Origin of the sequence: Tumebacillus permanentifrigoris (assembly GCF_003148565.1) — a bacterium.
In the GTDB taxonomy this organism is placed as follows: domain Bacteria; phylum Bacillota; class Bacilli; order Tumebacillales; family Tumebacillaceae; genus Tumebacillus; species Tumebacillus permanentifrigoris.
The window spans coordinates 25,051-46,207 of record NZ_QGGL01000014.1; the positions used below are offsets into that span (position 1 = coordinate 25,051).

Genomic DNA, 21,157 nt, shown 5'->3' on the forward strand with positions numbered 1-21,157 from the left:
GTTCCAACATGAAAATGCGCAAGTGGTTGCTCGGAACTGTTGTTTGGATGCTGCTCCTCGCCTTGGTCGCGCCAAGCCTGCTCACACAGTCGGCAGCAGCGGCGGCCGGAACGTGGGAGCAATTCAATTACAGCGGAACTCCGGGGGCACGGCCGTACTTCGTGTACACCCCGGCGAATTACACGCCAGGCACACCCGTACCGCTCGTGGTGATGTTGCATGGCTGTACCCAAACACCTGCTGACTTCTCGGCAGGCACGCAGATGAACGCGCTGGCGGACACCAATCAATTTATCGTGGTCTATCCGCAGCAGACCAGCACGTACAACCAAAACCAATGCTGGAACTGGTTCGATACGGCCCATATGTCTCGGGGCAGCGGCGAACCGGCGATCATCGCTGAAATCACCAAATCGGTGATGAACAACACCTCGAAGTGGAGCGTCGACTCCTCGCGCGTCTATGTCACCGGACTTTCGGCAGGGGCGGCGATGTCTGCGATCATGGGGGCGACCTACCCGGATCTGTACGCAGCAATCGGTGTACACTCGGGTCTCGAATACAAGTCGGCAACCACCCAAACGGATGCGTTGACGGCGATGCGTCAGGGCGGTCCGAACCCGACGACGCAAGGACAGGCGGCGTACAACGCGATGGGTGCCTACGCGCGCGTCATGCCGACGATCGTCTTCCAAGGCACCGGGGACTACACCGTCTATCCGGTCAATGGCGATCAAGTGATTCAGCAGTACATGCAAACGGATAAATTGGCTTCGAATTCCGCGTACAACGCCAGCTTCAACTCGCCTTCCAAGACGACGACCGGGCAAGTGGCCGGCACCAGTGGCAAGGCATACACCACCTACCAATGGAACGACAACAACGGCAACGTGGTCGAAGAATACTGGAAGATCACCAGCATGGGCCACGCGTGGTCAGGCGGCAGCACCGCCGGTTCCTACACCGATCCCAACGGCCCAAGTGCTTCCCAAGCGATGTATACGTTCTTCATGAACCATCCGCAAGGTCCGAGCGTCAGCGCCAGCCCGGCAGGTGGGACGTACAACAACTCCGTGCAGATCACGCTGAGCGCCACCCCGGCGAATGCGTCGATCTACTACACGACAGACGGGACAACCCCGACGACCACTTCTACGAAATACACCGCACCCTTTACGCTGAGCCAGTCTGCGTCGGTGAAGTACTTCGCCGTCGACAGCGGTGGCAAGAAAAGCGCCGTGCAAACGCAAGTCTACACCGTCAACACCCCAGCACCGCTGATCACGCCATCTCTGGTGGGCAACACATTCGGCGGGCCGGTGACGGTATCGCTGACCTCAAATGATGCCACAGCTTCCATCTACTACACGACAGATGGCACCACTCCGACGACCGCTTCGGCAAAATACACGGCACCGCTGACGTTCAGCGCATCGACCACGCTCAAGTACTTCGGCAAAAACACAGCCGGGTACTCCAGCCAAGTCCAGACCCAAGCCTACACGATCACCGCGTTCCAACTGTCGGCGACCCCGGCGGGCGGCACCTATGCTGGGGCGCAAAGCGTCTCCCTCGCGTCGAACATGCCGGGCGCGATCTACTACACCACAGATGGCACGACCCCGACCACCGCATCGGCGCTGTACAACGGCCCGTTGTCGGTCACGACTTCGCAGACCGTGAAGTACATCGGCGTCGACTTGGCCAGCAACAAAAGCGCCGTCCAATCGCAAGTCTACACGATCACCACACCGCCGCCTGTGCAGACGTTGACATTGCCTTCGATTGCGGCAGAGGACGGCTACACCTATCAGTTCACGACAGACGGTGTGCCGAACTCGACCAATCCTTATGTAGAAGTCGGTTCGACCAGTTTGAATCATGGTGAGGCGGGCATCGTATCGTTCAACACCTCTACGATTCCGGCGGGTGCCACGATCGTCAGCGCGACGCTGACGATGTACCGCTATGACAACACGCTGTTCAACTACGACCTTGGGCCGCTGACGGCAGACATCGCGCCAACGACCGGGTTCAACAACAACTACGCGCTGGAGAGCGCAGACTACGGTGCCATCGCAGCGGTATCGAACATCGGCAATTTCGATGCGCTCCCGACGGCGCAGTACCAAGCGATCTCCGACTCGATCTCGACCGCAGCGCTTTCGTACCTCAACCGAGGTGGCAAGACGCAATTCCGCTTGCACTTCCAGAAACCGACCAACAATGCGTACATGATCGACGTCCTGCGCTTCTTCAGCACCAACGGCAGCACGACCTATGCACCGACGCTCACGATTCAGTACCAGTAAGTCAGTTCGTCAGTAAGCCAAAAACCACGAATTCCCTGCCGTGAGCAGGGGACTCGTGGTTTTTTTGATGAGCTGTCGGAAGGTTCGGCAAAATTGCACTCAAACATGGGATCAAGTATAATAGAGCAGATTATGCGTTAGAGACTTCGACACATACATGTAGGAGGTACATACGAACCATGGAACGGACACGATACGAAAGGGTTCTCATCAAACTGAGCGGCGGTGCATTGGCTGGCGATGGTGATTTCGGGTTTGATCCGGCTGCCATTGAACACATCGTGAGCGAAGTTCAAGCCGTCTGCCAGCTCGGCGTACAAGTTTGCATCGTCATCGGAGGTGGCAACATCTTCCGCGGCAATGTATCGGAACGCTGGGGAATTGAGCGGGCTGAGGCTGACAACATCGGCGTCATGGGCACGGTGATCAACTCTCTGATGTTGCGCGGAGCACTGACAGCGAAGACCAGCAAGGAAGTCCGCGTAATGACCTCCATCCCCATGAATGCCATCGCAGAACCGTACATCCGACTTCGTGCAGTCCATCACATGGAAAAAGGATATATCGTGATCCTCGCAGGTGGGACAGGCCAACCGTATGTGACGACCGATTACCCGGCCGTACAGCGTGCGCTGGAACTGCGTTGCGATGCGATCATGGTCGCGAAACACGGCGTGGATGGCGTGTACACCGCCGATCCGAAGCTCGACCCGAATGCGAAACGCTTCAAGACGATCGGCTACGGCGATGTCGTGCGCGAAGACCTGAAAGTCATGGACCAATCCGCGATGTTGCTCGCCCGCGACTATGGATTGCCGATTCATGTCTTCAACTTCGACAACACCGGAGAGATGAAGCGCATCTGTCTCGGGGACGACAATGTCGGGACATACATCTCTCCGACAACCGCTCGCGAATTAGCGTACTAAGACGACACGTTCGAATCAAAAAAGACCCGGTGCGATGGAGCGCACCGGGTCTTTTTTATTCGCTGTAACTGACGATCATCATCGTGAGTTCCTTGGTCAAATCGATGTCGTAGGGCATGTCAAGGCGGTTGCCGCGCTCGTCGGTGAGCAGGCGGATGATCGGGCGTTGCGCGTATTCTGGGTTCAGCGAGACGACAACTGCCGTCTCATTGGTGTTCAGACGCACGGTCATGCCGACCGGGTAGATCGCCACGTTCTTGGCAAACAGGCGCACCAAGTTCAGGTCGAACATCGTCGTCCCACCGCCCATGATAAATTCCAACGCTTCATGCGGCAGGTGCGCATCGCGATGCAGACGCTTCGAAGTGAGGGCTTCATAAACGTCGCAGATCGCCACAATCCGCGCATACTCGGAAATTTCCAACCCTTTGAGCTTGCGCGGGTAGCCAGTTCCGTTCATGCGCTCATGGTGTTGCAAGGCGATATGTGCAGAATGTAGAGAAATACCGTCCTGCGTGCGCAGGATGTCATACCCGTGCTCACAATGCTTTTGCACGATCTCAAATTCCAGATCGCTATAAACGCCGGGCTTGTTCATAATCTCAGGTGGAATTCTCGTGCATCCGATGTCGTGCAACAGAGCTCCAATGCCCAGTTCGGTGATCTCCTTCTGCCCATAGCCCTTCGCCAGACCCAACGCAGTTGCGAGGATGGCGACGTTGACGGAATGGTGGTAGAGATAGCCATCTACGGTGAAGATGCTTGCCAGCGAGATCAGACCGCTTTTGTTCCCTTTGAGATCGGCGAGGATGTCTTGGAAAGCACGGGACAGGTCTCGTCCAATCTGCGGACGGGACGCACGGCGTGAACCGCGCTCCGTCTCGATCATCGACAACATCGAGTTGTACACGGTATTCACCGCCGAGCGGCGTGTCTCATCTGAGATCGCGTCGACGATCACGATGTCTTCGGTTCGTTTATCTTCAATATAGAGACTGGAGACACCGAGCTGCTTCAAGCGTGTCACCATGCGTTCTGACAGTTTGACGCCGGACCCAACGAGTACCATGCCTTTTTCATCGAGAACGGGTCGCGCCAATACAGCATCAACTAGACTAAGTGTTACAGGGACTAATCTCATGTCGTACCGCTCCCACAGATTTCATATAAGGTATATCTTCCTATTATTATAGACCTATATAAGGGCAAGTGTCCATCATGTAAAAAACGAATGTAATAAGCCTAATCAGTTGTTTTATAGGTCACTTGAAAGTAGTTCGATATTGCTTTTGGAAGGATTACAAAGACATTTGTCGAAAGGGTAGGAACTGAAACGAAACTACATTTTGAAGGAGACTCCCATGCGCAACTCTAGACTGCGTTGGCGGACGTTGTCCGTCCGTTGCCTGGCTTTTTCGTTGCTCGCCGGGTTGGTGCCGGCTGCGTACACAACAGACGCCCTGGCGGTAACGGTGAGCGGGGCCACCCCGGTTCGCATCGGCCTCATGCTCAATTCCAATTCCATTCAGACGGCGACCGACACGGTCACGTTGCAAGGACGCGGTGGACTTGGCATCGGGTTTTACGACAAGGGCGTGTTCAAGACACTAAGCAACTCCACGACCGCCGTCAAGTCCTCGCTTGACAACTATTTTGTAACGGTCGGTGAGTATGATGTGTTGGATCAAGCGCAAGCGATGGCCGATCGGATCGACCAACTCGGTCTGTCGTACGATATCTACGTGGAATCGAGAAGTGGCAAGCCGAAGTACCAAGTGATCTCCGGCTACTACGAGTTTCGCACCGAAGCCGATGCAGCACTGTCGCGATTGAAGGCAACGCTTGGTACAGGCACTGTGCGCGGCTACAACCGTCTCACCACCGGGCCGCTGGCTTCCCAAGCAGCAGCCGAGCAGAAGGTTGACGGCTACCGGAGCCTTGGTTTTGACGCCTATGCGGTCGTGCGCAAGACCGGCACGTGGGAAGTCTGGGTCGGCAACGAAGGGACACCTGCAGAGCTCGAAGCCTTAAATGCGAAGATCTCTGCGAAGTGGGGAAGCCCGCTTGCCAAGGCGGACTTTTCCACGGCAGATTACTTGATTTTCAAGACCAGCGCATTTGGAGGCGGCAGCATCCCGCACGTGATTCTCAACTCCAGCGTCGAGGAGGCTGGGTTTGTGCCCAGCGGCTCGCCTGCCGTGACGAAGGTATTTGAAAAAAGCAATCGCGAGTACCGGGGTGCCATCCTCGTGCAAGGCTACAACAAAAAGCCGAACGTGATCAATTATGTATCGCTCGACGATTATCTATATGGCGTACTGCCTCAGGAGATGTCGACCGGTTGGCCGTTGGAAGCGCTCAAGGCACAAGCGGTAGCCGCCCGCACCTACGCGGCGCGCCGGATTGGCGGCAACAAGTGGGGCACTGCCGATCTGTCGGACGATGTCTGGGACCAAGCCTATCGAGGCTTTTCTCGTGAGGCCAGCGACACCAACGCCGCGGTCGATGGCACCCAAGGCCAAGTGCTCACCTACAACGGTTCTCTGATCGAGGCGTTGTTTTCCTCCAACAATGGCGGACACAACGGCGATGTGAAGGAGATTTGGGGCAGCAGCGGCTACCCCTATCTCACCGCTGTCGACGGTGAGTTTGACCGAGCGGCGGCGGAACGCGAGCCGCTGTATGATCGCGTGCAACTGCCCAATGGCATGATTGGCTGGATGAAGGCAGCCTATGTCACACCTAGTGGGAAAAACGCCGCCGGTCTGGCAACGGGCACGATCTCCGCTTCTGGGCAACCGATCCGCACCATTCCAGACGCCTATGCGGATGTACTCGTCAATTCCACCAGCGGTACGCGGGTCGTGATCCTCGATGAGGAGAAGGAATACAACCCGTACAACTGGCAGCGCGGCCCGTACAGCCCGCAGGAAATCGCCAGCATGATCAACGAAAACCAGATCAATGGGTACCCGACGGTTAGCGGCCCGGTCTATGACTTGCGCGTCTCCAAGGTTGTCCAAGGCGAGCGCATGGGCGAAATTACTGCAGACGGCAAGCCGATCACCGTCAAAAATCCCGACTACTACCGGGCGATCTTCAATGACATGTGGTCGACCCGCGTGACGGTCGAACAGCAAGGCACCTACACGGTGCTCGGTGCCAACGGCGTGAAGTCGGAGTACCCGAGCGCCAAGTTGCAAGGCCAGACGCTCAGCGTCATCTCCGGAAGTGGCACGGTCGCATCGGCAGTCAACGGCACCAACTCGTCGTTCGTTGTCGTCAACGCATCCGGCCAGAGCCGCGTCGTGAAAAAAGACCAGTCCTACATCTTCCACGGGTATGGCTACGGCCATGGCCTCGGGATGTCACAGTGGGGCGCGCGCGGCATGGCGGAGAAGGGGTATACCTATGACCAGATTCTGGCACACTACTACACAGGGGTCGTATTGACTCCGAAGCAGTAGAGGTTATCAGGGAAGAAGGACTGACATCATGCGTTTGGATCAATTCGATTTTGAATTACCTGAGGAACTGATCGCCCAACATCCGCTTGCCGAGCGCACAGCATCGCGGCTGATGACGCTGAACAAGCGGACGGGCGAGACCGGAAATCATAAGTTTGCAGACCTGATCGAGTATTTGCAAGCGGGGGATACCCTGATCTTGAACGATACGCGCGTCATCCCGGCCCGCCTCTACGGTGTGAAGCCGGATACGGGGGCGAAGGTAGAGTTTCTGCTGTTGAAGGAAACGGGCATCGACACGTGGGAAGTGCTGGTACGACCGGGCAAAAAAGTCCGCCCCGGCACCACCGTGTCATTTGGCGACGGTTTGCTGACCGCAGAAGTACTCGATTCGACGGAGGAGGGCGGACGGATCGTCCGCTTTTCCTATGACGGGATCTTCTACGAGGTGCTGGATCGCCTCGGCGAGATGCCGCTTCCCCCCTACATAACAGCACAATTGGACGACAACGAGCGCTACCAGACGGTGTTCAACAAGCACCGTGGCTCTGTTGCAGCCCCGACGGCCGGCTTGCACTTCACGACCGAATTCTTGGATCGCTTGGCGTTCAAGGGCATCCGCATCGGTTTCGTCACGCTGCATGTCGGGCTCGGCACGTTCCGTCCTGTGGCGGCGGAGGACATCCTCGACCACAAGATGCACGCGGAGTACTACGACATGCCGGCGGAGACGGCCGACCTGATCTCCGCGACCAAAGCAGCAGGTGGTCGCGTGATCTGTGTCGGCACCACCGCCTGCCGCACCGTCGAATCGGTGGGCATGAAGGGCGAAGTGACCGCGTCGTCTGGTTGGACCGACATCTTCATCCACCCAGGCTATGAATTCAAACTCGTCGACGCGCTGTTGACGAACTTCCACTTGCCGAAATCATCGCTGATGATGTTGATCTCTGCGCTGGCTGGGCACGAAAACGTCATGCGTGCCTACGAAGAAGCGGTGCGCGAGCGCTACCGGTTCTTCTCGTTTGGCGACGCGATGTTTATTTATTAGCGAGGAGGCTACATCCAGCATGGCTGTACGTTATGAACTGATCAAGACTGACAAACACACAGGCGCCCGCCGAGGTCGCCTGCACACGCCGCACGGCACGATCGAGACACCGGTCTTCATGCCGGTCGGGACGCTTGCGACCGTCAAGACGATGAGCCCAGAGGAACTCAAGGACACCGGGGCACAGATCATCCTCTCGAACACCTACCATCTCTGGCTACGTCCGGGCCACGACATCGTGCAGGAAGCGGGCGGGCTGCACAAGTTCATGAACTGGGATCGCCCGATCCTGACCGACTCTGGCGGGTTCCAAGTGTTCTCGCTCTCCGATCTGCGCAAGATCACCGAAGAGGGAGTGACGTTCCGCAACCACTTGAGCGGTGAGAAACTGTTCCTCTCCCCGGAGAAGGCGATTGAGATCGAAAACGCACTGGGTGCTGACATCATCATGGCGTTCGACGAATGCCCGCCGTTCCCAGCCGACCGTCAGTACCTCAAGGAATCGCTGGAGCGCACCACTCGTTGGGCGAAACGTTGCAAGGCAGCACATGCCCGCGAGCACGACCAAGCGTTGTTCGGAATCATCCAAGGCGGCATGGACAAGGAACTGCGCCGACAAAGCGCGGAAGAATTGTTGGAACTCGACTTCCCAGGCTACGCAGTTGGCGGTCTCTCCGTCGGCGAGCCGAAGGACATCATGAACGAGGTGCTGGATTTCACCGTACCTTTGATGCCCACCAACAAACCGCGCTATCTGATGGGTGTCGGCAGCCCCGACGATTTGTTCGAAGGCGTGATCCGCGGGATCGACATGTTCGACTGCGTGTTGCCGACCCGCATCGCACGCAACGGGACCTGCATGACCTCAGTTGGCAAAGTCGTCGTGCGCAACGCCACGTATGCGCGTGACTTCGGCCCACTCGATCCGAATTGCGACTGCTACACCTGCAAAAACTACAGCCGCGCCTACATCCGTCATCTCATCAAATGTGACGAAACGTTCGGGATTCGCTTGACCTCGATCCACAATGTTCATTTTTTGATCAAAATGATGGGTGATATTAGGGAAGCAATTGAAGAAGATCGCCTCTTGGAGCTAAAAAAATCATTTTATGAATCATATGGGTATACGCTATAATAGACTAGGTAAGGAAAGAGAGGGATACTAGACTATGGATATGATTTATCAACTCGGCCCGTTTCTCCTCGTGTTTGTCGTGTTCTACTTCCTGCTGATCCGCCCGCAACAGAAGCGCCAGAAGGAACGCGTGAACATGCTCAACCAACTGAAAAAAGGCGAGCAAGTGGTCACCGTTGGTGGACTGCATGGTACGATCGACAGCATCGATGACAAGACTTGCGTACTGAAAGTCTCCGAAACCACGAAGCTCACCTTCGAACGTTCGGCGATCTCCACGATCAAGAAAGACTAGGTACATAAAAAAAAGACCCGACTCGTCACGAGTGGGGTCTTTTTTTGCTACTTGCGGAGGTTGACGCCGATCATGCCGCCGAATGCACCGATCAAGCCCATGAGAATCGTCTGGAACAAGTTGTTGAGATTGAACAGCGGACCACTGACCATCAAGAGGCCGAGCAACGTGATCAACACCGCGTAGCAGAGACCTGTCAAGGCTCCGTAATACCAGCCCTTGGTGCCCGCATGTCGAGCGGCGAGCATCGAACCGACCACGACGGCCACCATGTTCAGCACATAGGTGATACTGGACAGCCTCGCTTCGGCAATCGATGTCCAGCCTAGTAGCAACGTCGTGACGAGGATTGAGATCAGTGCAGTACTGAAAGCCGCCACCAGTCCGTACAGCACCGGCGTACCGCCAAAATTCGGGGTATAGTCGGTAAACAAATTGTTCTTCACCCTGAAGCACCTCCACTGCGTTTGGTAGTCGTGTCTGTCCGTTCATGTATATTCGCTTGTACCAGCGGACATGATGAGTGATGCCGGGATCATAGCAAACGACTTCCACACATCCCAGCCTACATCGCAGCCCCGGCTTTTTCTACGAAAAAGAGACCTTTTCGCCCTAGCGGCGGAAAGGTCTTTTTCAACTCCTATGCTCATTGATTTTAACTTACATTTATGAAGAAGTTGAAACATAGACATAATGGTATAATAATCCAAGAAGGAATTGTGTAGCGAAAGTGGAAGTAATACAGAACTATCTATAAAGACTAGTACTTGAGAAAGGAGTGATGGTGTGTGAACCGCTCGATTGACAAAGTGTATATGTACGCTGTGATCGCGGTGGCCTGCTTTCTCATAAGCGGTGTGACGGAGCATCTCGACTTGTACACACGGGTCGACATCATTCCTTTGTTCTTGCTCGGGATCTTGGTGGAGATCATACAGATTCCGCTTGGCAATGCGTACGGAACACTTACGGTCGGTGTTGTACTGGGGACGATGATTCTCGAAGGTCCGTTTGTCGCGGCCCCGTTGGTGGCGACTGCCGTGTTGTTCCAAGCGTTTTTGAACAATCGAATCCTCAAAAAGAACCACAAGGGATATTTCATCGCGTTTTTCAACGCTGCCCAATATGCGGTCTGTGTGTTTGCTGCCTATGGCGTGTTCACGTGGTTAGGTGGACGCGAAGTATCGACGACAGAGATGCTCAGTTCGATGCAGCTGTTGATTTTCATCCCGGTTGCGCTGACGTACATGATCGTCAACCATACGTCGGTCTACGTGCTCTTCTTTCTGCGCAAAGACCCGATGCTTTCGGGAAATTACGCCCAACTGTTTCTCTCCGATTCGCTCAACTATCTGATCTCGACGCCATTTGCGGTCTTCATGTTGCTGTTCAGCCATTATCTGCCGGTGGTCTTCCTCATCTTCTTGCCTCTGATCCTGTTCGGGCAGGTCATGAAGCTGTATCAGAAGATCACGCGCCTCAATGAAGTCCATCAGGTCAACGCCCAATTGCAAAGCGAGTTCGACCTCGACAAAATCTACAGCACGATCGTCGAGACGTCGGGGCGCTTGACCAACTGTGCGGCTGGCGTACTCTGGGTATTTCGAGGTGACCGCATCTACCCGGTCTGTTCCAGCGATGACAGTTTGATCGGACAATTGCCGCAGGACGGGATGTCGCTTGAGCAAACTGGCATCGTCGTCAACGCGGTTCTCAACAAGCGCGTCGAGCGTGTCGATGATGTGGCAAAAGACCGCCGTGTCAAGTCGATCAAGGGCAAGGCGCACTTCGAATCGATGCTGGTCGTACCGCTGTTGGCTCGTGACAAAGTCGTAGGCGTCATCACCTGCTACGGGAAGCGTCCGTATGCGTTCTCGCAGGAACAGACGGAGTGGGTTACGGTATTGGCGACTCAAGTTGGTGTGATCATTGAGAACGCCAACCTCTATTCGGAATTGCAAGAAGCGACGTTGCGCGACCCAGGTACAGGGCTGTACAACTACCGCTATTTCTACCAAGAGTTGAAACGTAGCACCCAGATCGCCAAAGATCTCGGCAATCCGCTCTCGATCGTGATCATCGATATCGACCACTTCAAGAAATACAACGATACGTATGGCCACGTCGTCGGCGACGAAGTGCTGCGCCAGACGGGGCAAGTGATCCAGAAAACGATCGGCACACGCGGTGTCGTCGCCCGCTATGGGGGCGAGGAGTTCGCGGTGATCCTCAATGAGTCCTTGGAACATGCCAAGCAGAGCGTGGAGCACTTGCGCCGCGCCGTCGCGCACAACAAGTTTGAGTACCAAGGCTATGTCGTACAAGGCGTGACCGTCTCGGTGGGCCTCGCCACTTATCCAGATCATGATCAAGATGAGAAGGAATTGTTGGAGAAGGCAGACCAAGCGATGTACTGGGGAGCGAAGCAACGGGGACGGAACAAGGTCGCCGTCTACACACCAGACTTTGACGCCCACTTGTTTGTCGATCAGTTGACCGGTTTGTATACCTATCATTACTTGCACATGAAGATGATGGACGAATACATGATGTCGACACGGGAGAATGGCTCGTCTTTTGGCCTGATCTTCTTCAACGTCATCGAATTTGACAACATCAACCGCACCTTTGGGTTTGAGATTGGCAACCATGTGTTGCGAGAGATCTCCGTGTTGGTCAAGCAGAACGTCCGCCACGGCGAGATTGCGTGCCGCTATGGCGGTGACGAGTTCCTGTTGTTGGTGCCGACAGTCGATCGCATCGAGGCACAACGCATCCGCGAGCGCATCACACGGGCGATTTCCCAACATCCGTTCCGCGTGCGCGACAACGTAATTGTGCGGGTGATGGTGCGCTCCGATGTGCTGATCTTCCCGGACGAAGTAGCGGAGGAGCCGCAGTTGATCTCGATGATTCCCGAGACGTTCCTGCACCTGTCCAGCGAATGGAAGCAAGCACAAGACCGTCAACCACAAGACGCGTAATTGATGATGAAAAAGCCCTCGCGCTTCCAGCAAGGGCTTTTTTCTGTGCATGGGGGCGAGGCAACGGCTCCATACTAGTACCTAGAGTCTGTAACGGTACGGAAGGAGAGGAGGCCCCATGTTGCTGGATGAAAGTCTCGGAATGTTGTTGCTGCGCGTCATCTTGTTCTACTTCGTGATCCTCACGTCGATGCGCTTGATGGGCAAGCGAGAGATTGGGGCGCTGTCGGTCTTCGACCTCGTCGTCTCCGTGATGATCGCTGAAGTGTCGGCGATGTCGTTAGAGAGTCCCGATATGCCGATCATGCGCGGGATCGTGATCACCGCGTTGTTGGTTTGCTTGCAAATTTTAGTCTCGTGGCTGACGTTGAAGTCGGTCACGCTCCGCTATCTGATCGATGGGAAGCCTACGATGTTGATCGCCAACGGCAAGATTCGCGATGATGAGATGCGCCGCACTCGGTACAGCATGAGCGACCTGATGACCCAGTTGCGGGAGAAGGACGTCGCGTCGGTCAATGATGTGGAATTCGCGATCCTCGAGACCACCGGGAAACTCAGCGTGTTCCCGAAAGCCGAGAAACGCCCTGTCACCCCGGAGGACTTGGGGCTAAAAGTCACCCGCACAGGACTGCCGTTGCCGCTGATCGTGGACGGTGTTGTCATGGATGGGAACTTGGAGAAGATCGGACAAACCCGCTTTTGGTTGAAAAACGAACTGCAGCAGTACGGGCATAGCGAGTTCAAAAAAATCTTTTACTGCTCGATCGACAACCAAGGGGAGCTTTTTATCGATCTAAAAGAATAAAGCCCTACATCTATCGCACAAAAGGAACGAAGCGCAGGACGCCTGCCAGCACGGGACCGATCCTAGGAATTCGCCGCACAGAATGCAACGTGACGATGCGCAGCAGGTTCAAAATGAAGAAATACAGCGCGAACCCCGCGACCGTACACAGCGAGACCACCCAGGCGTCGGGGATCTGGGGCATCATGTGTTGCAGTTGCATCATCCCGGCGCACATGATCACCGTCGTGCAGATGATTTTCGCCGTCTCCGGCAAATTCAGGTAGAAGCCCAAGTGCCGGGAGACGGAGATAAAGTGCAAGACCGTGACCAGCGATGCCGAGATCACGACCGACCAAGCTACCCCGTAGATGCCATACTCCGGCTTGGCGACGAGGTAATAGATCACCCCGAGTTTGACTGCGCTGCCGATGATCGAGTTGAACATCGCTTCGCCAGCGCGGTTCATGCCTTGCAAGATGCCGGCCAGCGGTGCTTGCAAATAAAGCAGGAAGCCAGCCGGTGCCATCACCGCGAGAATTGGGCCGACCGCACGGTCGTTAAAGACGGCGTGGCCGAGCTCGTTGGCGAACAAAGTCAGAATTGCTGAAGTCGGGAAGCCGATCAGCGCGGTCATGCGGAACGCTTGGTAGAGGCGGCGTTGCACGAGTTTGTGCTCCTTGGCGGCGACCGCTTCAGAGATCGCCGGAACCAGCGTGGTTTGCAACGACCACGTGAAGACGGTCGGCAACAGCAGCAAGGAGATCGCCATACCCGAGAATCGTCCATACAATGCCGTCGCCGTCGCGGCGGTGACACCAGTGGCGACGAGACAGCGCGTGACGAGAATCGGCTCGATCGCGTAGGTGACGGAACTGACGAGGCGAGAGAGCGTGACCGGGATCGCGATCTCCAACAGCGAGCGCAACATTTGGGGGAACGGCTCCTGCGCTTTTTTGATCTCAAGCTGTTGGAACCGACGTAGCGGGTACTTTTTGTAATACGTGTACACGAGGTAGAACAGGCCGATCAGTTCGCCTGCGACCATCCCGACCATCGCACCTGCTGCGGCGTATTGCATGCCGTAGGGCAACATGTAGCTGGCGAACAGCAACACGGTGACGATCCGTGCCGACTGTTCGAGGATGGAGGCGATCGCGTTCGGAGACATGTTCTGCAGACCTTGGAAGTAGCCGCGCAGGATCGAGGAGATCGCGATGATGATGATGATCGGAATCATCGCCAGCAGGGTCTGATAGGCGCGCGGATCGGTCAGGACGTGTGTGGTCAACCACGGGGCGAGCACGAGCATCAGGACGCTGGCCACGACAGATAACAACAGCACCGTCGTCATCGAGACGGTTACGACTCGGCGCACCCGGCGGTAGTCTTCCTCGACCAGCGCCTCCGCGATCAGTTTGGAGATGGCAACCGGGAGTCCGGCGGTGGTGATCGTGATGACGAACATCAGGATCGGGAATACAGTTTGAAACAATCCAATGCCCTCGGCTCCGATCATCCGTGACAGGAATATCTTATAAACGAAGCCCAAGACACGGGTGACGAGACTGGCCGCGACGAGAATCACTGCGCCTTTTAAAAAGGATTGTTTGCTCACAATGCGGTTCTCCCCTTTCTCCGTGACAGATGTTTCCTGTCCCATATCTATGCGGGACGGGCAAGGGTTAGTCCGGTTTTGCATCAGCGATCTGTCAAATATCGACAAGTCTAGCAGGAGAAATCATAGGGAGCCGCGAATTGAGCGTGTACGAGTAAGAATCGGAAGGCGGGGAGTCATGATGAGCGAAGCGCAACATCCGGAGCAAGAACACCCAGAGGCAGAGGCGATCGAAGCGGTCGAGCCGGAACGGAATGCCCTGAACTCAGAGCAACGCTTGACGGAGGCGATTGAACAGGTTTGCACCAGCAAAGCCGAGGAGTTTCATCTGCTCGGCTACGAACAGGTGACAGGTGCGGAGGTCTGGGAATGCGTCTCGCAAAAGTACAAGATGATCCCGCCGCTACACCGTGTGATCAACGACGTGCTCACCTTGAAAACCAATGTCTTCATGAACTGGTTGCTGATTCGCGCCTACAAACAGCCCGATGCAGACGACATGCCCCCGCCGCCTAAGCGACATTTCTAGCACGCATAACGCCCCCTGCTCTGAGAGATACTACGCGAGTAAATCTCATACAGCGAATGGGGGCGTTTTTTTCATGACGACAACCGCAGTGAAAAAACGAATCACCCTGGCCGAGATCAAAGACCTGCCGCAAGTGTATCAGTACATTGTATCGGCCGATTTGCACTTAAAAGCGATGGGATTTACAGAACACGGGTTTCGCCATGTGACGGTGGTGCGCGAACGAGCGGAGATGGTGATGCAAAAACTCGGGTATTCCAAGCGTGAACAGGAACTCGCGTGCATCGCAGGATACATCCACGACATCGGGAACATCACGGGCCGTCACGACCACGGCAAAGCAGGCGCGATCATCTGCCTGCGCATCCTCGAAGACCTCGGCATGGACTACGACGAGGTCGCGACGATTGTCGGGGCTGTCGGGAACCACGAGGAGCAGTATGGTGAAGCGGTCAACATCGTCGCGGCTGCCTTGATCCTCGCGGACAAGTCGGACGTGCATCGCTCGCGGGTACGACGCCGCGACGTGTCTACGTTTGACGTCCATGACCGCGTGAATTACTCGGCCACCTGCTCGAATTTGGATGTCGATGCAGCGAACCGCTTGATCACGCTGGAACTTACGATCGACACCGAGGTGTCGTCGGTCATGGAGTATTTTGAGATCTTCATGGAGCGCATGCTGATGTGCCAGCGTGCGGCCAAGATGCTCAAAATGGAATTTGCAATGAAGATCAACGGGGCCAAGATTTTGTAAGGCCCCCTTTTTTATGCCAACGGGTTCTCAATTGACCATTTAATAGAGTTGACGATATACTAAGAACATTGAATTTGCGAGGAGGATTGTCATGAAGGTGAGCCGATTTCTAGCCTTCTTGATGATCGTTGCCGTATTTTTTGCGCTCGCCATCCCATCGTACTCGAAGATTTGGAATGGTATCACGCTAGGCCTCGATCTCAAGGGTGGCTTTGACGTCTTGTATCAAGTGAAAGACGCTGGTGATGACAAGGTAACACAGGAAGGCATGATTGCTGTCAAAAACGCGATTGAACGTCGCGTTGACCAATCGGGGATCGCCGAGCCGGTGATCCAAATTGAGGAAGGCAACCGCATTCGCGTTCAGATCGCAGGTCTTTTCTCCCAAGAAGAAGCGAAAAAGATGCTGGTTCAATCTGCGAAGCTGGAATTTAAAGCGCCGGATGGTACCGTATTGGCTACCGGCAAGGATATCAAATCCAATGCGAAATATGTGTTGGATCAACAAACCAACCAAGCGCAAGTCTCGATTGAGTTCAAAGACGCCAAGCTGTTCCAAACGATCACCGAGAAATACGTTGGACAGAACGTGGCCATCTACTTGGACGAGAAACTGTTGCAAAACCCAGTGATCAACCAACCGATCTACGGTGGTTCTGCTGTGATCAACGGGCAAAAGGACGCCGACGAAGCGAAAAAACTGGCAAACTACCTGAACGCAGGGGCGCTGCCGTATCCACTGGATGAGCTGTCCTCATTCTCTGTGTCGCCGACATTGGGCGCAGAAGCACTGGACATGACCCTGTATGCAGGGGTAATCGCCTTTGTCTTGATCTTGGTCTTCATGGTCGTCTACTACCGTCTGCCGGGGCTGATCGCGATGATCGCCTTGCTGATGTATGCGTTCCTGCTGTTCGCGGTGGTTCGCTATATGCACATCACACTGACCTTGCCAGGCCTCGCAGCTCTGGTGTTGGGGATCGGGATGGCCGTTGACGTGAACATCATCGCCACCGAACGGATCAAGGACGAATTCCGTGCGGGCAAATCGCTGCTGTCCGCTGTGATCATGGGGCAGAAGCGCTCGATGCCGACGATCATCGATGCCAACGTCACCTCGATCATCGCGGGTTTCTTGATGTACTGGTTCGGCACAGGGGCGATCAAGAGTTTCGCCGTGGCGCACATCATCTCGGTCCTCGCGACCTTCATCACCGCCGTGTTGATCTCGCGCCTGATGCTGCAACTGCTCGTGCGCTCGAACGTGATTCGCAACACGTGGTGGTATGGTGCGCCGCGCTCGATTGCTACATCGGGTGTCGTGCGTCGCAAGGGAGGGGATAAGAAATGAAGTTCGAAATCGTAAGAAACCGGAAATGGTACTTCATCATCTCCCTCCTGATCGCGGTCGTCGGGATCGCGATCATGCTAACTCGTGGTCTGAACTTAGGCACCGACTTTGAGGCGGGTTCCCGCGTGCAGTTCACCGTCGGGCATGCCTTTGTCGGGGATGACATCGCCAAGGAATTCAACGACAAGTTCACGACCTTCAAGGTCGCGCAAGTTCAAGGCATCGAGGATACCGGTGTCGTCGTTCGAATCGACAAAAAGTTCTCTGCCGAAGAAGAAGCACAAGTAAAAGCCTTCCTCGATGAGAAGTATCCGAATGCCAATGCACAGATCTCCTCGGTCGACCCGGTCGTTGCCCGCGAATTGGCGCAAAAGGCGATCTACGCGATCCTCTACGCATCGATTGGGATCATCCTGTACATGGCGATCCGTTTCGAGTATCGCTTCGCGATCTCGGGTGTCATCTCGGTCCTGCAGGTCGTGCTCGTGGTCATCTCGATTTTCGCCCTGTTGCAACTGGAGATCGACATCAACTTCATCGCGGCGATCCTGACGATCGTCGGGTATTCGATTCACGATACGATCGTCATCTTCGACCGGATTCGTGACAACCTGAAACACACCAAGATCAAGACCACCGCCGATCTTGAGACGATGGTCAACGACTCGATCTGGCAGACGATGGCGCGTTCGATCAACACCGTCTTGACCGTTGTGTTCTCCGCAGGATGTTTGTACATCCTCGGCGGCACTCCAATCAAGCACTTCGCACTCGCGCTGCTCATCGGTCTGGTCACCGGTGCCTACTCCTCGATTTTCATCGCCTCCCAACTTTGGGTATCGTGGAAGTCTCGCGAGTTGAAAAAACCGAAAACCGCAGCCTAAAACGCGCTGTCTTGTAAAAAAACCGCCGGGTGCATAACCCGGCGGTTTTTTCCCTGTTGTTGCTCCTGAACCTGTCAAGAAGTATAATGAAATTATTCTATTGTTTTTATCGTAGAGAGGATTTTCTGATATGCAAAAACCCAAGCGTTGGGTCGTCCTCGAAGCTGATGATAGGCAAGTTCATGCTTTGGCGGAAGAGTTGGGTGTTTCGCCCATTCTGGCCCGCCTGTTGTGGCGTAGAGGCTTATGTACGGTGGAAGATGCTCAGCGTTTTCTGTACCCTGGACGGGACGGCTTTTCCGACCCGTATCTGATGCGCGATATGGACAAGGCGGTCGCGCGGATTCGTTCCGCCATCGACCGCAAGGAACGGATGATGATCTACGGTGACTATGACGCGGACGGAGCAACGTCTACCGCGCTGCTGTTTCTCGCCCTGCGCGAGATCGGCGCTGATGTGGAGACGTACATCCCCGACCGCTTCTCTGAAGGCTATGGTTTGAATGGACCTGCCATCCAACAGGCGAAGGAACGCGGATTCGACCTCGTGATCACCGTCGACAACGGGATCAGTGCAGTCGAGGAAGTGCGGTTGGCTCGGGAGATCGGGCTTGATCTGATCGTCACAGACCACCACACGCCGCCGGAGATCCTGCCGGATGCCTACGCGATCCTCAACCCGAAGCAACCGGGGTGCAACTACCCGGAAAAAATGCTCGCCGGCGTCGGCGTCGCATGGAAGCTCGTACAAGCCTTGTATGAGCGTCTGCCAGAGGAATTTCTCGATCTGGCGGCGATTGGCACCGTGGCGGACTTGGCTCCGCTGCAAGGTGAGAACCGCTTGATCACCCTGTTTGGCTTGGAAGCGATGAACGCCGTGCCGCGTCCTGGTGTGCGGGCTCTGATCGAAGTGGCCGGTTTGCAGGACAAGCAAGTCACGGCGGGACACATCGGCTTTTCGTTTGGCCCGCGCATCAATGCCAGCGGCCGGTTGGATTCGGCAACATACGCGGTCGAACTGCTTACCACCACCGACACCGAAAAAGCCAAGGAATTGGCGGAGTTCTTGGATGCGCGCAACCGTGAGCGTCAAGAGATTGGGGAAGGGATCTTCGAACAGGCGGTCGCGCTTGTCGAGGCACACCCTGAGTGGTTGGAAGGTCGCGTGCTGGTCGTGCCCTCCTCCGGTTGGAACGAAGGCGTTATCGGCATCGTGGCATCGCGGCTCGTCGAGCGCTACTACCGCCCGACGCTGATGATCGCACTCAACGGAGAAGGCAGCGGCAAGTCGTCTGCCCGCAGCATCCACGGATTCGACCTCTACGCGGCGCTCACGAAGTGCGCCGACCTGCTCGGACACTACGGAGGGCACAAGATGGCGGCAGGCTTCTCGATTGCCGAGGAGCGCATCGACGAACTGCGGCGTAGGATGAATGACATCGCCCAAGAAGCGCTGACCGATGAATTGATGCAACCGAAGATCGACGTCGACATGGTGCTCGATCTTGGCGAGGTCAACCTGCAACTGGTCGAGCAGATGGAACGCCTCGCGCCGTATGGCTTTGGCAATCCGAGCCCGCGCTTTTCCTTTGAAGGGCTGCAACTCGAACAGACGCGCGTCGTGGGCAAGGACGCCACACACTTGCAGATGCGTGTGAAACGTGCCAACCAAACGCTCGATTGCATCGCGTTTCGCCGCAGCGAAGACCAGCCCGCCCTCGAACGGTTGGCGAGCATCGACATCGTCGGCGAACTCGCAATCAACGAGTGGAAGGGCCGACGCAACCTACAGGTCCTGTTAGGAGACTGGCGAGCGAACGCTGTGCAGTGCTTCGACAAGCGCGGCTGTGGGGACAAAGCGGTCTGGTTAGAAACGCGCAAGGAACCGTTGACCGTGTTGTTTTTCCAAGAACCTAATCTGCGCGAGATCGAAAAGCGTTTGTTCGGGTATCCTTGGAATGAAGACAAGTACCGTCTGGTGCTCGTCGATGCTACAGGTCGTTGGGAACGGGTGGCAGGCGGTGACAGGCCGACCGACCACGTCGTGCTCTACGATCTTCCACAGACGGTGGCGCAGGTAGAAGCCGCGCTGGCAGAGCTTCAGCCCGCTCAGAAATTATACGTGATCCACGGGGAGGCAGATGAGCAATACTGCCGCCACGCCGAGGTGAACTGGCTGCCAGAGCGCAATGCGTTCACGTATGCCTATCGCCTGCTCCAAAAGCAAGAGACGTTGAGCTACGAACAGATGCTCCAAGAGATGCGTCCCTTGACACAGGAGGGGGTCGAGACGATCCTCGCGGTGTTTACCGAATTGGAATTTGCGTTGCAAGAAGGCAACCAGTATGCTAAGAATAGTAGCGCGACACGCCGGGAACTGTCGGAAGCTCCGACTTACCAACAACAGGCACAGCGCTTCCAGCATTTAAAGCAAGTGCGGGAGAAACTGCTGGTCGCGTCTCACGATACACTTCGAGAATGGCTTGTCACACTACTGTTGAGACAAGCGTAGGAGGATCTTACACTCATGAATTTCAAAGAAAAAATTCGCGTCATCCCCGATTTCCCGTCCCCGGGGATTCGCTTCAAAGACATCACCACGCTGCTCAAGGACGGACCGGCTTTCCATGCAGCGATCGCAGAGTTCACCAAGTTTGCCGAGGAACGCAAGGCTGATCTGATCGCAGGCCCGGAATCCCGTGGCTTCGTGTTGGCAGCTCCGATGGCATTCGCGATGCAAAAAGGGTTCATCCCGGTGCGCAAACCGGGCAAACTCCCACACGAAACCATCTCCGTGGACTACTCGCTCGAATACGGCAAGGACTCTTTGGAAATCCACACCGACGCGATCCAACCGGGTCAGCGCGTCATCATCGCCGACGACCTGCTCGCGACAGGGGGGACGATCGGCTCCACGATTCAGCTCGTCGAGAAACTCGGCGGTATCGTCGTCGGGGTCTGCTTCCTGACAGAGCTGACTTATCTCAACGGTCGGGAGAAGCTTCAGGGGTATGATGTCTTCTCACTCATCCAGTACTGATCGACCGGAAACGTG

Annotated in this window: 17 protein-coding genes; 14 read left to right on the forward strand and 3 right to left on the reverse strand. The window is 55.7% G+C overall.

What is annotated here, in order from left to right; genetic code table 11:
- The first annotated feature begins 8 nt into the window (after nt 1-8).
- Both C7459_RS15610 and pyrH read left to right on the forward strand, forming a co-directional pair.
- A complete protein-coding gene (locus C7459_RS15610) occupies nt 9-2,312 on the forward strand; it encodes an extracellular catalytic domain type 1 short-chain-length polyhydroxyalkanoate depolymerase (RefSeq protein ID WP_211320407.1) in 2,304 nt (767 codons plus the stop codon).
- 179 nt (nt 2,313-2,491) lie between these two features.
- The gene (pyrH, locus tag C7459_RS15615; RefSeq protein WP_109690227.1) at nt 2,492-3,241 is read left to right on the forward strand and encodes a UMP kinase; all 750 of its coding nucleotides are present in this window, start codon (nt 2,492-2,494) and stop codon (nt 3,239-3,241) included.
- A gap of 55 nt (nt 3,242-3,296) precedes the next feature.
- Here the strand turns inward: pyrH and C7459_RS15620 are convergent, their stop codons facing one another.
- On the reverse strand, nt 3,297-4,382 hold the full coding sequence (locus C7459_RS15620) for an HD-GYP domain-containing protein (protein ID WP_109690228.1): 1,086 nt from the start codon (nt 4,380-4,382) through the stop codon (nt 3,297-3,299).
- A 220-nt stretch (nt 4,383-4,602) separates the two neighbouring features.
- On the opposite strand from C7459_RS15620, the gene C7459_RS15625 reads away from it, so the two are divergent.
- Genes C7459_RS15625 through yajC form a run of 4 tightly spaced genes read left to right on the forward strand, consistent with a single transcriptional unit; the run spans nt 4,603 to nt 9,192 of the window.
- Complete coding sequence (locus C7459_RS15625) at nt 4,603-6,708, forward strand: SpoIID/LytB domain-containing protein (RefSeq protein ID WP_109690229.1); 2,106 nt, start codon at nt 4,603-4,605, stop codon at nt 6,706-6,708.
- A 28-nt stretch (nt 6,709-6,736) separates the two neighbouring features.
- On the forward strand, nt 6,737-7,759 hold the full coding sequence (queA, locus tag C7459_RS15630) for a tRNA preQ1(34) S-adenosylmethionine ribosyltransferase-isomerase QueA (protein ID WP_109690230.1): 1,023 nt from the start codon (nt 6,737-6,739) through the stop codon (nt 7,757-7,759).
- Nucleotides 7,760-7,778: 19 nt separating this feature from the next.
- Nucleotides 7,779-8,897: a tRNA guanosine(34) transglycosylase Tgt gene (gene tgt / locus C7459_RS15635; protein WP_109690231.1), complete on the forward strand. Its 1,119-nt coding sequence runs from the start codon at nt 7,779-7,781 to the stop codon at nt 8,895-8,897.
- Nucleotides 8,898-8,931: 34 nt separating this feature from the next.
- Nucleotides 8,932-9,192: a preprotein translocase subunit YajC gene (gene yajC, locus C7459_RS15640; RefSeq protein WP_109690232.1), complete on the forward strand. Its 261-nt coding sequence runs from the start codon at nt 8,932-8,934 to the stop codon at nt 9,190-9,192.
- Nucleotides 9,193-9,239: 47 nt separating this feature from the next.
- Here the strand turns inward: yajC and C7459_RS15645 are convergent, their stop codons facing one another.
- Nucleotides 9,240-9,638, reverse strand: a complete 399-nt coding sequence (locus tag C7459_RS15645; protein WP_109690233.1) for a TIGR04086 family membrane protein — start codon at nt 9,636-9,638, stop codon at nt 9,240-9,242.
- Nucleotides 9,639-9,980: 342 nt separating this feature from the next.
- On the opposite strand from C7459_RS15645, the gene C7459_RS15650 reads away from it, so the two are divergent.
- Both C7459_RS15650 and C7459_RS15655 read left to right on the forward strand, forming a co-directional pair.
- Nucleotides 9,981-12,176 (forward strand): sensor domain-containing diguanylate cyclase, encoded by a 2,196-nt coding sequence (locus C7459_RS15650; protein ID WP_109690234.1) that lies wholly within the window; start codon nt 9,981-9,983, stop codon nt 12,174-12,176.
- Between the two features lie 118 nt (nt 12,177-12,294).
- Nucleotides 12,295-12,984 (forward strand): DUF421 domain-containing protein, encoded by a 690-nt coding sequence (locus C7459_RS15655; protein ID WP_211320408.1) that lies wholly within the window; start codon nt 12,295-12,297, stop codon nt 12,982-12,984.
- Nucleotides 12,985-12,994: 10 nt separating this feature from the next.
- On the opposite strand, the gene spoVB is transcribed toward C7459_RS15655, so the two are convergent.
- Nucleotides 12,995-14,581, reverse strand: coding sequence for a stage V sporulation protein B (gene spoVB, locus C7459_RS15660; protein WP_170119495.1), 1,587 nt, complete (start codon nt 14,579-14,581; stop codon nt 12,995-12,997).
- 181 nt (nt 14,582-14,762) lie between these two features.
- Here spoVB and C7459_RS15665 point away from each other — a divergent pair, with 181 nt between their 5' ends.
- The 6 genes from C7459_RS15665 to C7459_RS15690 all read left to right on the forward strand — a co-directional run bounded on the left by C7459_RS15665 (nt 14,763) and on the right by C7459_RS15690 (nt 21,142).
- Nucleotides 14,763-15,110, forward strand: a complete 348-nt coding sequence (locus tag C7459_RS15665; RefSeq protein WP_109690316.1) for a post-transcriptional regulator — start codon at nt 14,763-14,765, stop codon at nt 15,108-15,110.
- A 73-nt stretch (nt 15,111-15,183) separates the two neighbouring features.
- Nucleotides 15,184-15,867: an HD domain-containing protein gene (locus C7459_RS15670; RefSeq protein WP_109690236.1), complete on the forward strand. Its 684-nt coding sequence runs from the start codon at nt 15,184-15,186 to the stop codon at nt 15,865-15,867.
- A 97-nt stretch (nt 15,868-15,964) separates the two neighbouring features.
- The gene (secD, locus tag C7459_RS15675) at nt 15,965-17,218 is read left to right on the forward strand and encodes a protein translocase subunit SecD (protein ID WP_170119496.1); all 1,254 of its coding nucleotides are present in this window, start codon (nt 15,965-15,967) and stop codon (nt 17,216-17,218) included.
- On the forward strand, nt 17,215-18,102 hold the full coding sequence (secF, locus tag C7459_RS15680) for a protein translocase subunit SecF (RefSeq protein WP_109690238.1): 888 nt from the start codon (nt 17,215-17,217) through the stop codon (nt 18,100-18,102). Before secD ends, secF begins: the two co-directional genes overlap by 4 nt.
- Nucleotides 18,103-18,232: 130 nt before the next feature.
- Complete coding sequence (recJ, locus tag C7459_RS15685) at nt 18,233-20,614, forward strand: single-stranded-DNA-specific exonuclease RecJ (RefSeq protein ID WP_109690239.1); 2,382 nt, start codon at nt 18,233-18,235, stop codon at nt 20,612-20,614.
- Between the two features lie 15 nt (nt 20,615-20,629).
- Nucleotides 20,630-21,142, forward strand: coding sequence for an adenine phosphoribosyltransferase (locus C7459_RS15690; protein ID WP_109690240.1), 513 nt, complete (start codon nt 20,630-20,632; stop codon nt 21,140-21,142).
- Nucleotides 21,143-21,157: the final 15 nt, after the last annotated feature.

Bases quoted from the DNA above. Each gene is read 5' to 3' on its own strand.
- tgt (WP_109690231.1), top strand. From the start codon at position 7,779: ATGGCTGTACGTTATGAACTGATCAAGACTGACAAACACACAGGCGCC.
- C7459_RS15625 (WP_109690229.1), top strand. From the start codon at position 4,603: ATGCGCAACTCTAGACTGCGTTGGCGGACGTTGTCCGTCCGTTGCCTG.
- C7459_RS15670 (WP_109690236.1), top strand. From the start codon at position 15,184: ATGACGACAACCGCAGTGAAAAAACGAATCACCCTGGCCGAGATCAAA.
- C7459_RS15620 (WP_109690228.1), bottom strand. From the start codon at position 4,382: ATGAGATTAGTCCCTGTAACACTTAGTCTAGTTGATGCTGTATTGGCG.
- recJ (WP_109690239.1), top strand. From the start codon at position 18,233: ATGCAAAAACCCAAGCGTTGGGTCGTCCTCGAAGCTGATGATAGGCAA.
- queA (WP_109690230.1), top strand. From the start codon at position 6,737: ATGCGTTTGGATCAATTCGATTTTGAATTACCTGAGGAACTGATCGCC.
- secF (WP_109690238.1), top strand. From the start codon at position 17,215: ATGAAGTTCGAAATCGTAAGAAACCGGAAATGGTACTTCATCATCTCC.
- C7459_RS15690 (WP_109690240.1), top strand. From the start codon at position 20,630: ATGAATTTCAAAGAAAAAATTCGCGTCATCCCCGATTTCCCGTCCCCG.
- C7459_RS15665 (WP_109690316.1), top strand. From the start codon at position 14,763: ATGAGCGAAGCGCAACATCCGGAGCAAGAACACCCAGAGGCAGAGGCG.
- C7459_RS15655 (WP_211320408.1), top strand. From the start codon at position 12,295: ATGTTGCTGGATGAAAGTCTCGGAATGTTGTTGCTGCGCGTCATCTTG.
- C7459_RS15610 (WP_211320407.1), top strand. From the start codon at position 9: ATGAAAATGCGCAAGTGGTTGCTCGGAACTGTTGTTTGGATGCTGCTC.
- yajC (WP_109690232.1), top strand. From the start codon at position 8,932: ATGGATATGATTTATCAACTCGGCCCGTTTCTCCTCGTGTTTGTCGTG.
- pyrH (WP_109690227.1), top strand. From the start codon at position 2,492: ATGGAACGGACACGATACGAAAGGGTTCTCATCAAACTGAGCGGCGGT.